This is a genomic window from Streptomyces sp. ISL-1 (assembly GCF_018614585.1).
Classification (GTDB): domain Bacteria; phylum Actinomycetota; class Actinomycetes; order Streptomycetales; family Streptomycetaceae; genus Streptomyces; species Streptomyces maoxianensis.
Map to the genome: position 1 here is coordinate 1 of NZ_JAGGOI010000061.1, position 14,388 is coordinate 14,388.

9 protein-coding genes are annotated in these 14,388 nt (G+C 69.6%); 7 read left to right on the top strand and 2 right to left on the bottom strand.

Translation table 11 applies throughout. From position 1 onward, the window contains the following. The 4 genes from J7E87_RS32605 to J7E87_RS32620 all read left to right on the top strand — a co-directional run. Nucleotides 1-1,179, top strand: a 1,179-nt coding sequence (locus J7E87_RS32605) for an FtsK/SpoIIIE domain-containing protein (RefSeq protein WP_251018347.1), incomplete at its 5' end; no start/stop codon positions are given. A 179-nt stretch (nucleotides 1,180-1,358) separates the two neighbouring features. After that, the gene (locus J7E87_RS32610) at nucleotides 1,359-2,723 is read left to right on the top strand and encodes an ABC transporter substrate-binding protein (protein WP_215098236.1); all 1,365 of its coding nucleotides are present in this window, start codon (nucleotides 1,359-1,361) and stop codon (nucleotides 2,721-2,723) included. Nucleotides 2,724-2,728: 5 nt separating this feature from the next. After that, nucleotides 2,729-4,078 (top strand): carbohydrate ABC transporter permease, encoded by a 1,350-nt coding sequence (locus tag J7E87_RS32615; RefSeq protein ID WP_374195252.1) that lies wholly within the window; start codon nucleotides 2,729-2,731, stop codon nucleotides 4,076-4,078. After that, complete coding sequence (locus J7E87_RS32620; RefSeq protein WP_215098238.1) at nucleotides 4,075-4,956, top strand: carbohydrate ABC transporter permease; 882 nt, start codon at nucleotides 4,075-4,077, stop codon at nucleotides 4,954-4,956. Before J7E87_RS32615 ends, J7E87_RS32620 begins: the two co-directional genes overlap by 4 nt. Before the next feature lie 259 nt (nucleotides 4,957-5,215). Here the strand turns inward: J7E87_RS32620 and J7E87_RS32625 are convergent, their stop codons facing one another. Then, complete coding sequence (locus J7E87_RS32625; RefSeq protein ID WP_215098239.1) at nucleotides 5,216-5,821, bottom strand: TetR/AcrR family transcriptional regulator; 606 nt, start codon at nucleotides 5,819-5,821, stop codon at nucleotides 5,216-5,218. Nucleotides 5,822-5,947: 126 nt separating this feature from the next. Here J7E87_RS32625 and J7E87_RS32630 point away from each other — a divergent pair, with 126 nt between their 5' ends. The 3 genes from J7E87_RS32630 (at nucleotide 5,948) to J7E87_RS32640 (ending at nucleotide 8,963) form a co-directional block, all read left to right on the top strand. After that, complete coding sequence (locus tag J7E87_RS32630; RefSeq protein ID WP_308313166.1) at nucleotides 5,948-6,865, top strand: ABC transporter permease; 918 nt, start codon at nucleotides 5,948-5,950, stop codon at nucleotides 6,863-6,865. Then, nucleotides 6,858-7,640 carry an ABC transporter ATP-binding protein gene (locus J7E87_RS32635; protein ID WP_215098240.1) on the top strand — a complete coding sequence of 261 codons (783 nt, stop codon included), beginning with the start codon at nucleotides 6,858-6,860 and terminating at the stop codon, nucleotides 7,638-7,640. Before J7E87_RS32630 ends, J7E87_RS32635 begins: the two co-directional genes overlap by 8 nt. Nucleotides 7,641-7,736: 96 nt before the next feature. Continuing rightward, complete coding sequence (locus tag J7E87_RS32640) at nucleotides 7,737-8,963, top strand: glycosyltransferase family 87 protein (protein ID WP_215098241.1); 1,227 nt, start codon at nucleotides 7,737-7,739, stop codon at nucleotides 8,961-8,963. A 103-nt stretch (nucleotides 8,964-9,066) separates the two neighbouring features. Here the strand turns inward: J7E87_RS32640 and J7E87_RS32645 are convergent, their stop codons facing one another. Continuing rightward, complete coding sequence (locus J7E87_RS32645) at nucleotides 9,067-14,013, bottom strand: NAD-glutamate dehydrogenase (protein ID WP_215098242.1); 4,947 nt, start codon at nucleotides 14,011-14,013, stop codon at nucleotides 9,067-9,069. Nucleotides 14,014-14,388 lie beyond the last annotated feature (375 nt).

The following is a 14,388-nucleotide window of genomic DNA, read 5'->3' on the forward strand; positions in this document are numbered from 1 at the left end:
GAGGGCGTGGCCACCGGCGCCCACCCGGGCAGGGCCGTGGCGCTGCCCCGCTCCGCGCGGCTCCTTGACGAGCTGGGCCTGGCCCGGGCCACTCCGGCGTCGCTGATGGCGCGCTGGGCGTCCGCGGGCGACGGCACCGCCGTGCTCGGCGCGGGTGCGTACGGCCCGCTGGCCGTCGATCTGACCGAGGAGGGCCCGCATCTGCTGATCGAGGGACCGGCCGGCAGCGGCCGCACCGAGCTGCTGCGTTCCGTCGCGGCCTCGCTGGCCGCCGCCGGCCGCCCCGACCGGCTCGGCCTGCTGCTTGTCGACGGCGCGGGCGGCGAGCGCGGCGAAGGGCTCGCGGCCTGTACGGAACTCCCTCATGTCACCGAGCACTTGATGGCCTCCGACCCGGTCCGGATGCGGGCCTTCGCGCAGGCACTGGGGGCCGAGCTGAAGCGCCGGTCCGAGCTGCTCGGCAGCGTGGGCTTCGCCGAGTGGCACGCCCAGCGCGAGGTGGCCGACCGGATGGTGGGCCAGCGCCCGCCGAGCGCCGCCGAGCAGCGCGGCGACCTGGACTCTCCTTCGGGGGTCCCTCCCGCGGAGCAAGGGGGAGGGACGCTGCGGCTGCGCCCCGGCGCTCGTACGAAGGCGGAGGGGCCCGCCCCGCTGCCCCGGCTCGTCGTGCTGGTGGACGACTTCGACGCACTGGTCGCCCCGGCGCTCGGCAGCCCGGGACGCCCCGCGGCCGGTTCGGTCGTACGCGCGCTGGAGGCCGTGGCCCGTGACGGCGAGCGGCTCGGCGTACATCTGGTGGCGACGTCCGCGCGCCCCGACCGCACGGCCGATACGGAGCTGGCGCAGGGTGCGCGGCTGCGCGCGGTGCTGGACGCGCCGCCGGCCTCGCCGGGACCGGAGGACCCGGCCCCGGGTCGCGGCAGGCTCGGACATCCGGACGGCCGGGTGACGCCGTTCCAGACCGGCCGGGTGACGGGACGCATTCCGCGTACCGCGACCTCGCGTCCCACCGTGGTGCCGCTCGAGTGGGAACGGATGGGCGATCCGCCGACCCGTCGTCCCATACGGGAACTGGGCAATGGCCCAACGGACTTGGCGCTGTTGGCCAGTGCCCTGGAGCGAGCCGCCCGATCGGTGGACGCGGCTCCCGTTCCGCCGCTGACTCCCGCCCGCCCCTGACCGACGGCACAGGCCCGCAGGATCCAGCGGGCCCGGCCTTTGACATGACATCACGTCACAAGGCCATCACAAAAGGCTTTTTGAGGCCTGGTGCGGTATTGCGGCACCCGGATACCGGGCGTACACCTGTCGGTCACGGGACAGCGTTCGGGACAGCGCACGGAAGAGACGGGGCAGTGATGCGCACAACTCTTCGTACGAGCACGGGCAGGGCCGCTGTGGTGTTCGCCGCAATCGGCGCCCTCGCCATCACCGGCTGCGGCGACAACAAGGACGACAAGGCGAAACCGGGCGAGAGCAAGGGCAAGGAGTCCGCGCAGGCCGTCCAACTGCCCAAGCTGAACGGCGAGAAGATAGAAGTTGCCGCGGTCTGGAGCGGCCCCGAGCAGGAGAACTTCACCAAGGTTCTCAAGGAGTTCGAGAAGCGGACCGGGGCCACGGTCACCTTCGTCCCCGCGCAGGACCCGATCGTCAACTTCCTCGGTACGAAGATCGCGGGCGGCAGTCCTCCCGATGTCGCGATGCTCCCCCAGGTCGGCGCGATCCAGCAGGCCGTAGAGCGTAAATGGGCCAAGCCCGTCGGCGCGGAGGCCAAGGCGCAGCTGGCGAAGAACTACTCCAAGGGCTGGCAGGATCTCGGCGCGGTGGCCGGCACGCAGTACGGCGTGTACTACAAGGCCGCCAACAAGTCGCTGGTCTGGTACAACACCGCCGCCTTCGAGAACGCGGGCGCACAGGAGCCGAAGACCTGGAAGGACTTCCTGGCGACAGCCGAGACGATCTCCGCGTCGGGCGTCACCCCGGTCTCGGTGGCCGGCGCGGACGGCTGGACGCTCACCGACTGGTTCGAGAACGTCTATCTCTCCCAGGCGGGCCCGGAGAAGTACGACCAGCTCGCCCAGCACAAGATCAAGTGGACCGACCCGTCCGTGAAGACCGCGCTGACGACGCTCGGCGAGCTCTTCGGCAAGCCCGCCCTGATCTCCGGCGGCGCGGACGGCGCGCTGCAGACGGAGTTCCCGGTGTCGGTCACCCAGACCTTCAGCGGGGGCGACCAGCCCAAGGGCGCGATGGTCTTCGAGGGCGACTTCGTGACCGTCAATATCGCGCAGACCGAGGCCAAGATCGGTACGGACGCGAAGGTGTTCCCGTTCCCGGCGGTCGGTTCGGAGCCTCCGGTGGTGACGGGCGGAGACGCGGCCGTGGCGCTGAAGGACTCCAAGGGCGCGCAGGCGCTGCTGACCTTCCTCGCCTCTCCTGACGCGGCGAAGATCTCGGCCTCCTCGGGGGGCTTCATCTCCCCGAACAAGGCCCTGGACCTCGCCGCTTACCCCAATGATGTGCAGCGCGACATCGCCAAGGCGCTGATCGAGGCGGGCGACGACTTCCGCTTCGACATGTCGGACCAGATGCCGCAGTCGTTCGGCGGCACGCCCGGCAAGGGTGAGTGGAAGGCGCTGCAGGACTTCCTGAAGAACCCGAAAGATGTCGCGGGGGCCCAGCAGAAGCTGGAGTCGGACGCGGCCAAGGCGTTCAAGAGCTGACGCGGGTGAAAACCGCGGCGACCGCGGGGGGCTCGGTGAGCCCGCAGCCCCCCGCAGGCAAGCGCAAGAGCGTGACAGGCACACGTAAAATCGTCGCGGTCGGCTTTCTGCTGCCCGCGCTGGTGCTGCTGGGTGCGCTCGTGGTCTACCCGATCGGGTACTCCGTCTACCGGTCCTTCTTCGACCAGGCCGGCAGCGGTTTCGCCGGGCTGGACAACTACAAGGAGATCTTCACCGAGGACTCCATCCTGACCGCGGTCAAGAACAACGCGATCTGGGTGGTGGTCGCGCCGACCGTCTCGACGGTGCTCGGTCTGATCTTCGCCGTGCTCACCGAGCGGGTCCGCTGGGGCACCGCCTTCAAGCTGATCGTCTTCATGCCGATGGCGATCTCGATGCTCGCCGCGGGCATCATCTTCCGGCTGGTGTACGAGCAGGATCCGGACCGGGGGGTCGCCAACGCGGTCTGGGTGGGCGTGCACGACACGTTCGCCGAGTCGGCCGGTTTCCCCAAGGCGCATCCGCTGCCGGTGCATCCGCTCAAGGCGGGCGGCGGCGGCTCGTTCGTCACGAAGGAGCCGGTGACGGCGGCCAAGGAGGCGCTGCTGCCGCTGGTCGGAGTCGCCCCGGCGAAGATGCCGTCCGACGCGAAGCCCGCGAAGGCGGCGCGGCCGGACGACGGGAAGATCCGCGGGACCGCTTGGCTGGACTTCACCAAGGGCGGCGGCGGCAAGCTGAACGCCATCGACGCGCGAGAGCTCGGCCTCAAGGGCATCAAGGTGGAGGCGGTCAGGGACGGCAAGGTCGTCGCGTCGGCGCGGGCGGGCGCGGACGGTACGTTCACACTCCCGGCGTCCGCGGAGGGCGCTCAACTGCGGCTGCCCGCCGACAACTTCAGGGAGCCGTACAACGGCGTCAACTGGCTGGGACCCTCGCTCGTCACCCCGGCGATCATTGGCAGTTACGTGTGGATGTGGGCGGGTTTCGCGATGGTGCTGATCGCGGCGGGCCTGGCGAGCGTGCCGCGTGAACTGATGGAAGCGGCGCGGGTCGACGGCGCGAACGAGTGGCAGGTCTTCCGCCGGGTGACGGTCCCTCTGCTGGCGCCCGTACTCGCGGTGGTGCTGGTCACCCTGATGATCAATGTGCTGAAGATCTTCGACCTGGTCTTCATCATCGCGCCCGGCTCGGCCCAGGACGACGCGAACGTGCTTGCGCTGCAGCTGTACCGGTCGTCGTTCGGCACGGACTCCCACCTGGGGCTCGGCAGTGCGATCGCCGTCCTGCTGTTGCTGCTGGTGATCCCGGTGATGCTGTTCAACGTCCGGCGGATGCGAAGGGAGGCCCGCCGATGACGACGACCGACGGTGTGGCGAAGACGAGGCAGTCCTTCCCGGCCCGGATCGCGGCGCACGCGGGCGGTGGCGTGATGCGCGTCTTCCTGGTCCTGGTGGGCCTGTTCTGGCTGATGCCGACGTTCGGGCTGCTGCTGTCCTCGCTGCGGGGGGCTTCGGACATCGGCGAGAGCGGCTGGTGGAAGGTTTTCACCGCGCCCGCGCAGCTCACCTTCGACAACTACTCGCGTCTGCTGGACAACGACGCGATCACCGACTCCCTGCTGTCCAGCGTGCTGATCACCGTCCCGGCGACGCTCCTTGTGGTGGTGATCGGCTCGCTGGCCGGTTACGCCTTCGCGTGGATGGAGTTCCCCGGCCGCGACTGGTGGTTCATAGCGGTGGTCGCCCTCCTGGTGGTCCCGGTCCAGGTCGCGCTGGTGCCGGTCTCCAGGCTGTTCGGCCAGATCGGCATCTTCGAGACGACGATCGGCGTGATCATCTTCCATGTGGCGTTCGGGCTGCCGTTCGCGATCTTCCTGCTGCGGAACTTCTTCGCGGAGATCCCGAGGGAACTGCTGGAGGCGGCGCGGCTGGACGGGGCGGGCGAGATCCGGCTCTTCACCCGCGTGGTGATGCCACTGGGCGGCCCGGCGATCGCGTCGCTCGGCATCTTCCAGTTCCTGTGGGTGTGGAACGACATGCTGGTGGCGCTGATCTTCGCGGACTCGGAGAGCGCACCGATCACGGTGGCGCTGCAGCGACAGGTGCGGCAGTTCGGCAACAACATCGATGTGCTGGCGCCGGGAGCGTTCGTCTCGATGATCATCCCGCTGGCCGTCTTCTTCGCGTTCCAGCGGCAGTTCGTGACGGGAGTGATGGCGGGAGCGGTCAAGTAGTCCCGGCACCAACGTCGGCGGTGGCCCTGGTCGAGGTCTGACCCGGGGCCGGGCCGCGGTCGCGCGGGGCGGGGTCGACACGCTCGCGGGACCGGGCGCGCAGCGGGGCCGTGGCTGCAGCGGCGAGGTCGGGGCACCCGCGAGACCGGGCGCAACGCCAGGTGTGCCGCTGCGGTCGCGGGCCAAGGCCAAGCGGCGATCGCGCGGGCCGAGCCCGGAGCCGCCGTGGTCGCCCGGCGCAAGGCCGGGAAAAGCCCCGTCACGCCCTGAGCGCCGCCACCGCCGACCGCGCCAGCTCGTCCAAGTACCCCTCCGGCAGCCCCGCCCGCACCACAACCAGCCGCCAGTACAGCGGCCCCACGATCACGTCCAGCGCCCGGTCCGGGTCTGTCGACTCGGGCAGTTCGCCGCGCGCCACCGCGTCCCGTACCACCAATGCGGCCACCCCCTGCTGGCTGTCCAGCAGCGCCGCCTTGATCGCGTCCGAGATTTCCGGGTGGCGGGCCGCCTCCACCAGCAGATCAGGAATGACCTGCGAGGCCACCGGGTGGCGCAGGGCGTGCGACGCCACTTCCAGCAGCGCCCGTACGTCCCCGTACAGCGACCCCGTCGCCGGCGCCGGCAACCCCTGCGCCGCGAACGCCGAGACCAGGTCCAGCACCAGCGACAGCTTCGACTTCCACCGCCGGTAGACCGCCGTCTTGCCGACGCCCGCCCGCCGCGCGATCCCCTCGATCGACATCCGCGCGAAGCCCACCGCCGCCAGTTCCTCGAAGACCGCGGCGCGAATGGCGTCGGTCACGTCCTCCCGGAGCACTGCGGCTCCCGCCGGTGCGCGACGTGGGGTTCCCGGATCCGTGGTCATGCCCAGAGCATAGCGGGACGACGAGACGGTTGCGTCGCGACGTAACTCCGCCCTACTCTCCCCGTAGCGACGAAACGGGTCCGTCCCATCGTCGCCGCCGCCCCCGCCCTGTGGAAAGCGAGCACCGTGAGCAGCCAGACCATCGCCCGGCCACGACCGGAGCTGCACAAACCCGAGACGGACCTCACCGCGCTCGCGATCCGCCACGGCCTCACCGTCAGCGGCGCCCGCCCCACCCTCCGCGCCTACGTCCGCCAGCTCTGGTCCCGCCGCCACTTCATCGTCGCCTTCGCCACCGCCCGGCTGACCGCCCAGTACAGCCAGGCCAAGCTCGGCCAGGTCTGGCAGGTCATGACCCCCCTGCTCAACGCGACGGTCTACTACTTCATCTTCGGCGTGCTGCTCGACACCAGAAGCGGCGTCGCCGACTTCGTCCCGTTCCTCGTGACCGGCGTCTTCATCTGGACCTTCACCTCCAGCTCGATCATGGCCGGAACCCGCGCGATCTCCGGCAACATCGGCCTCGTACGGGCCCTGCACTTCCCCCGCGCCAGCCTGCCCATCGCCATCGCGCTCCAGCAGCTCCAGCAGCTGCTCTTCTCACTCGCCGCGCTGACCGGAATTCTGATCGCCGTCGGGGAGTACCCGCACGTCAGCTGGCTGCTCGCGATCCCCGCACTGCTCCTGCAGGCCGGCTTCAACACCGGCCTCTCGATGATCATGGCGCGGCTGGCCAGCCGGACCCCGGACATCGCCCAGCTGATGCCGTTCGTCCTGCGCACCTGGATGTACGTCTCGGGCGTGATGTGGTCGATCGACCATGTGCTCAGCAACAACAAGCTGCCCCACCTCGTGATGCTCGCGCTGGAGTGCAACCCCGCCGCCATCTACATCGACCTGGTGCGCTTCGCCCTCATCGACAGCTTCACCACCGCCCAGCTCCCTCCGCACGTCTGGGCTCTCGCCCTGTTCTGGGCGCTGCTCTTCGGGGCCGGCGGATTCATGTACTTCTGGAAGGCAGAGGAGGAGTACGGCCGTGGCTGACTCCCGCACCACCCGCGTCCCCACCGTCGTCGTCGACGGCGTCCACATCAAGTACAGAGTGAACGGCGCCCGCACCGGCAGGGGCAGCGCCACCACCGCGCTGAGCCGGATCATCTCCCGCAAGAGCACCCCCAGCGGGCGCGAGGTGCACGCCGTCAAGGGCGTCAGCTTCGCCGCGTACAAGGGCGAGGCCATCGGCCTGATCGGCTCCAACGGCTCGGGAAAGTCAACCCTGCTCAAGGCGGTCGCGGGTCTGCTGCCTCCCTCCGAGGGCAAGGTATTCACCATGGGCCAGCCCTCCCTGCTCGGCGTGAACGCCGCGCTGATGGCCGACCTGACCGGGGAGCGCAATGTCATCCTCGGCGGCCTCGCGATGGGCATGACGCGCCAGCAGATCCACGCGCGCTACGACGACATCGTCGAGTTCTCCGGGATCAACGAGAAGGGCGACTTCATCTCGCTGCCGATGCGTACGTACTCCTCCGGCATGGGCGCCCGGCTGCGGTTCTCGATCGCCGCCGCGAAGAGCCATGACGTCCTGCTGATCGACGAGGCGCTGTCCACCGGCGACGCCCGTTTCCGGCGGCGCAGCCAGGAGCGGATCGACGAGCTGCGCGCGGAGGCGGGCACAGTCTTCCTGGTCAGCCACAGCAACGGCACGATCACCGACACATGCGACCGCGCCCTCTGGCTGGAGGCGGGGACACTGCGGATGGACGGCCCGGCGAAGGAAGTCGTGGCCGCGTACGAAGAGTTCACCGGCGGCAAGAAGTAGCAGGCAGCAACTGAAAGCTGCGGGAAGTGGCAGGGAGCAGCGGAGGGAGCGCTAAATCGGTTGGAATAACCTCAAAGCGGGCTAAAGTACCGGCCGATGACGACCCATCGGATCGGCCCGCCCCCGCCCGCCTTCAACCTCCCCCCGGTGCCGGGCACCCGCCCCCACCCCCTGCAAGCCGCCGCCCTCGGTGCCCTCTGGGCGGCCACCCGCGCCGGCATGCTCGCCCTTCTCCTCGTCGACCGCGTCGGTGACACCGGCGTCGCCGGTGAGGTGCACACCCTCTACCGGCGCTGGTACGAACAGCTCGTCCAGGGCGCCTTCCCGCTGGACGACGTCACCTGGCAGTACCCGCCCGGCGCCGCGCTCGTGTTCCTGTCCCCCGGCGCGCTGCCGTGGCTGACCTATTTCCAGGCCTTCGTCGCGCTCACCCTCGCCGCCGACGCCGTCATCACGCTCGCCCTCGCCCGGGCCGGTGTGCACGGCGCCTGGCTGTGGGTGTGCGGACTGCCGCTGATGCTGCACCTCCCCTACGCGCGCTACGACGTCCAGGTCACCGCCGTCGCCGTGCTCGCACTGCTGGCTGTGCGAAACCGGCCGCTGATCGGCGGAGCGCTCGCCGGACTCGGCGCGATGATCAAGGTATGGCCGCTGCTCACCGTGCTCGGCACGCCTCGCGGACCTACGACACGCGCCGCCTGGATCTCCGCGGCCGCCTCCGCAGCCGCGCTGCTCGCCGTGCTGTCCCTCACCTTCACGCACAGCCTGGATTTTCTGCGCCAGCAGGGGGCGCGGGGCGTGCAGATCGAGTCGCTCGGCGGGACCGCGCTCCAGCTGGCGCGGAAGGCGGGCTGGCCGGGCTCGGTCAGATACCAGTACGGGGCCTTCGAGTTCGTCGGCCCCCATGTGCCGAGCGTGGCGCGGATCTCCCTGCTGCTGACCGTCGCCGCGATGTGCTGGCTGCTGCTGTGGCGGCTCAGGGCGTCGCGCTGGACTCCGGCCACACCCTTCGACGCCGCGTTCGCGGCCGTACTGCTCTTCACCGTCACCAGCCGCGTCATCAGCCCGCAGTATCTGATCTGGCTGCTCGGCCTGGCCGCGGTCTGCCTCACCTCCCGGCACACCACTCAGCGCCCGGTCGCGCTCCTGATGCTGCCCGCTGCCGCGCTGAGCGCGCTGGCCTACCCCGTGCTGTACGACGACGTGCTGGCCGGCTCTCCGCGCGGCCTGCTGCTCATGGTCGTACGGAACGGGCTGCTGCTCGCCGCGGCACTGCTCTCCTCCCGTCGGCTGTGGGCGGCGACGGCCGGACGGGCCGGCTGATCAGGACGCACAATCGCCGGACGGGCTTGAAATCAAGCCCGTCCGGCGATTGAGGACAAACCGGCCACCGGCCGGACCCGGTCAGCCTTCGCCGGTCACCGCGCTAGCTGTGCATCCGCAGCAGCTGCCGCATGGTCCGCATCGCCACCGACAGGTTCGCCAGGTCGAACGTGTCCGAGCCCTGGATCTCCTCCAGCGTCAAACGCGCCCGGCTCAGGATCGCCGCGTTCTTCTCCTCCCACGCCTTGAACCGCTCCTCCGGCGTCGAGGCGCCGTTGCCGACGGAGAGCACATCGGCGGTGAGCATGGCGTGTGCCGCGTACAGATCCTCGCGGATGGAGGCCCGGGCCATCGACTGCCAGCGGTCGGCCCGCGGCAGCTCGATGATGCGGTCCATCAGCTGAGTGATCCGCAGCCGGTCGGCGAGGTCGTAGTACACCTCGGCGACCGCCATCGGCTCCTTCTGCGTACGGTCCGCGATCGCGACGATGTCGAGCGTCGGGAAGGCGGACGAGAACCCGGCGACCCGCAGCGCGAGGTCCTCGGGCACGCCCGCATCGGTGAGCTCCTGCAGGATGCGCTCGTACCACTCCATGTCGGCGCCGCGCAGCATCTTCGGCAGCTCGCCCCAGACCTGCTCCACACGCTCGGCGAAGAAGTCGATGGTCTCGGCGAGCTCCAGCGGCTGCGGCCGGTTGCCCAGCAGCCATCGCGTACCGCGCTCCACGAGGCGGCGCGAGTGCAGCCGGATACGGGTCTGGACGTCGGCCGCGACCTTGTTGTCGAGAGCCTCGACGGCGTCCCACACCGCGCCGAGACCGAAGATCTCCCGGGCCGCGGTCTGCGCCCGCACGATCTCCTCGACCGACGCGCCCGTCTCCTCCCGCAGCCGGTGCAGGAAGGTCGAACCACCGGCGTTCACTGTGTCGTTGACCAGCACCGTCGTGACGATCTCGCGGCGCAGCGCATGCCCGTCGATCGCCTCCGGGAACTTCTCGCGCAGCGGCCTCGGGAAGTACGCGTGCAGCAGCCGGCGCAGATACGGGTCGTCCGGCAGGGGGGTCCTGATCAGCTCGTCCGCCACCGTGATCTTGGTGTAGGCGAGCAGCACGGCCAGCTCGGGCTGGCTGAGTCCCTTGCCCGCGTTCAGCAGTTCACGGATCTGCCGGTCGGTCGGCAGGAACTCCAGCCCCCGGTCCAGCGCGCCGTCCCGCTCCAGGCGCCGGATGAAGCGCTGGTGGGCGTGGAGCAGACTCGGCGCCTGGACGACGGCGTTCGCGAGGGCGACGTTCTGCGCGTAGTTATTGCGCAGCACCAGCGCACCGACCTCATCGGTCATCTCGGCGAGCTGCTTGTTGCGCTGCTTGACGGTCATATCGCCGTCCGACACCAGGCCGTTGAGCAGGATCTTGATGTTCACCTCGTGGTCGGAGGTGTCCACGCCCGCGCTGTTGTCGATGGCATCGGTATTGATCTTGCCGCCGTGGCGGTCGAACTCGATCCGGCCGAGCTGGGTCAGACCCAGGTTGCCGCCCTCGCCGACGACCTTGACGCCCAGGTCCTCGCCGTTGACGCGGATCGCGTCATTGGCCTTGTCGCCGACGTCCGCGTTGGACTCGGTGGATGCCTTGACGTACGTACCGATGCCGCCGTTCCACAGCAGGTCCACCGGGGCCTTGAGGATCGCCTTCATCAGCTCGGCGGGCGTCATCTTGGCGATGCCCGCCTTGATGCCGAGCGCCGCGCGCATCTGGGCGTTGACCGGGATCGACTTGGCGCTGCGGGGGTAGATGCCACCGCCCTGGGACAGCAGCTCCTTGTTGTAGTCGGCCCAGGAGGAGCGGGGCAGCTCGAAGAGCCGGCAGCGCTCGGCGTACGAGAGGGCCGAGTCCGGCTTCGGGTCGATGAAGATGTGCCGGTGGTCGAAGGCCGCGACGAGCCGGATGTGCTCGCTGAGCAGCATGCCGTTGCCGAACACGTCGCCGGACATGTCGCCGACGCCGACGACCGTGAAGTCCTGGGTCTGGGTGTCGTGGCCGAGCTCGCGGAAGTGCCGCTTGACGGACTCCCACGCGCCGCGGGCGGTGATGCCCATGCCCTTGTGGTCGTATCCGGCGGAACCGCCCGAGGCGAAGGCGTCACCGAGCCAGAAGTTGTACGAGACCGCGACCTCGTTGGCGATGTCGGAGAAGGACGCGGTTCCCTTGTCGGCGGCGACGACGAGGTAGGTGTCCTCCTCGTCGTGGCGTACGACATCGGCCGGCGGCACGACCTCGCCCGCCACCAGGTTGTCGGTGATGTCGAGCAGCGCGGAGATGAAGATCTTGTAGCTGGCGATGCCCTCGGCCAGCCAGGCGTCCCGGTCCACCGACGGATCCGGAAGCTGCTTGGCGACGAAGCCGCCCTTCGCGCCGACCGGCACGATCACGGTGTTCTTGACCATCTGCGCCTTGACCAGGCCCAGGATTTCCGTACGGAAGTCCTCACGCCGGTCGGACCAGCGCAGCCCACCGCGCGCGACCTTGCCGAAGCGCAGGTGCACCCCCTCGACGCGCGGGGAGTAGACCCAGATCTCGTACGCCGGGCGGGGCGCCGGCAGATCGGGGATGGCCTGCGGGTCGAACTTCATCGACACATAGCTGTGCTGAACGCCGCCCGCCGCCTCCTGGAAGAAGTTGGTGCGCAGCGTCGCCTTGATGACGGTGAGGAAGGAGCGCAGGATCCGGTCCTCGTCCAGGCTCGCGACCTGGTCGAGCGCCCCGTCCAGCTCCTCGAGCAGACCGTCGGTCAGCTCGGTGCCCGCGCGCTGGCGGCTCGGCGACATCCTCGCCTCGAAGAGGGAGATCAGCAGCCGGGTGGTGTGGACGTTGGTACGGAGGGTGTCCTCCATGTAGTCCTGGCTGAAGGTCGAACCGGCCTGACGCAGGTACTTGGCGTACGCGCGCAGCACCATTGCCTGCCGCCAGTTCAGACCGGCGCCCAGCACGAGGGAGTTGAAGGCGTCGTTCTCCGCCTCGCCGGTCCAGACGGCGGCGAAGGCGTCCTGGAAACGCTCGCGGGCGTCGTCGGCGAGGTAGTCGCCGCTGCCCGCGGCCTTCGGCATGCGCAGCCCGAAGTCGTAGATCCACGCGCTCGTACGGTCCGAACAGCGCAGCTCGTACGGCCGCTCGTCGACGACTTCGCAGCCCAGCCGCTGCAGCACCGGCAGCACCGCGGAGAGCGAGACCTGCTCGCCGATGCGGTAGATCTTGAAGCGGCGCTCGCCGGGGCCCGCCCCGACCGGCTCGTACAGGGAGAGCGAGAATTCCCTGCCGGACTGGTTCAACTGCTCGAGATGGACCAGGTCGGCGACGGCGGCGCGTGGCGAGTGGTCGGCCTTGTAGCCCTCGGGGAAGGCGTTGGCGTAACGGCGCAGCAGTTCGGCCGCGCGCTCCTCGCCGCACTCGGCATTCAGCGCCTCGGCGAATCCGTCGGCCCACGAACGGGCGGCCTCCACCAGCCGGGCCTCGATGCGCTCCTTGTCGGCGTCGGTGAGGTCGGGCAGCTCGGTGCCGGCCGGGACACGGACCACGAAGTGCAGCCGGGACAGGATCGACTCGGTGTTCCAGGCGGTGAAGTCGACGCTGGTGCCGCCCAGCTCCTCCTTGAGGATGTCGATCAGGCGCAGCCGTACGCCTGTGGTGTACCGGTCGCGCGGCAGGTAGACCAGCGCGGAGTAGTAGCGCCCGTACTCGTCCTGGCGCAGGTAGAGCCGCAGCCGGCGGCGCTCTTGGAGGTAGAGCACGCTGGTGACGATGGAACGCAGCTGGTCGACGGGCGTCTGGAAGAGCTCGTCGCGCGGGTAGGTCTCGAGGATCTGCAGCAGGTCGCGGCCGTCATGGCTGTTGGGCGAGAAGCCGGCGCCCTCCAGGACCTCGACGACCTTGCGGCGGATGACCGGGACGCGGCGGACGGACTCGGTGTACGCGGCGGAGGAGAACAGGCCGAGGAACCGGCGCTCGCCGATGACCTCGCCGTTGGCGTCGAACTTCTTGACGCCCACATAGTCGAGGTAGCTGGGCCGGTGCACGGTCGAGCGGCTGTTGGCCTTGGTCAGTATGAGCAGCTTGTGCTCGCGGGCCTTCTTGCGGGCGTCGGCGGGCAGCCGGCTGAAGGACGGGCTGACCGGGTGGGCGTCTTCGCCGCTGTGGTGGGGGTCGGAGCGCAGAATCCCGAGGCCGGTGCCGGGCACGGCGGCCAGCGCGTCGCTCTCGGTGAGCTCGTACTCCCGGTAGCCCAGGAAGGTGAAGTGGTCGTCGGCGAGCCAGCGCAGCAGCTCGCGCGCCTCCTCGACCTCCTGGTCGCGCAGATCGTCGGCGGTCGGCTCGCTCGGCAGCTCTTCGCCGATGCGCAGCGCGGCGTCGCGCATCTTCTCCCAGTCCTCGACGGCCTCGCGCACGTCGGAGAGGACGCGCAGCAGGTCGGAGGTGATCTGCTTCAGATCGGACCGGTCGGTCTCACGGTCGAACTCGACGTGAATCCAGGACTCGACGAGCGCGTCGTGCGGCAGCGCCTTGCCCTTGGCCTTGCCGTTGGCCTCGCCGGGCAGCACCTCGATGAGCTTGCCCGTGACATCCCGGCGGACGATGAGCTGCGGGTGGATCACCACATGGATGCCGCGGCCCTGCCGGGAGAGCTCATTGGTGACGGAGTCGACGAGGAAGGGCATGTCGTCGGTGACGACCTCGACCACGGAGTGGCTGCACGTCCAGCCGTTCTCCTCGACGGTCGGGGTGTGGACCCGCACGTTGGCCGTCCCCTGCGGGCGGTTCTCGGCGAGCCGGTAGTGGGAAAGTGCCGCGCCGAAGATGTCGACCGGGTCGCGGTCGGCGAGGTCCTCGGGAGCGGTGTGCAGGTAGTAGCGCTGGAGGTATGAGAGCAGGGTGTCCTGGTCGGGACGCTTCCCTTGCCCTGCCCCAGTCGGAAGGTTCCCCCCGACCGGGCTGTTCTCAGCTACCCGGGCAGCCCTTGTGAGCAGCTCGGCTTTGGCTTCGTCCAGCTTGGTCTGCATATCCTCTGGCTCCTGTCGCGCGCCGTTGCGTGACGTAGGTGGAAGAAACGGCGCAACGCCACGACGCGGGGTATCCGGTCGAAGTCGACGTTATGCCGCGATGAGAGATGTCCGAGCCGTTATTGGCCAATTTTGGCAGCCTGGCCGGAACGGGAAGATCAACGACCGCCCGGGCGCTGTGGCGCTCCGGGCGCGGGCCGGGGGCTTCGCTGCCCCCACGGCATATAGCGCTGATCACGGGTCAAGGCTATCGCCCCGCCCCCCCGACCCGTCATGAGCCGTATGTGTACAAAAGCGGGGCCCGAAGTTTGACAGTCTGGACAGCGACACAGGCCCTCTCTTGGCAAACAACCCGCCCGCGGTGCAGGTTGGCGG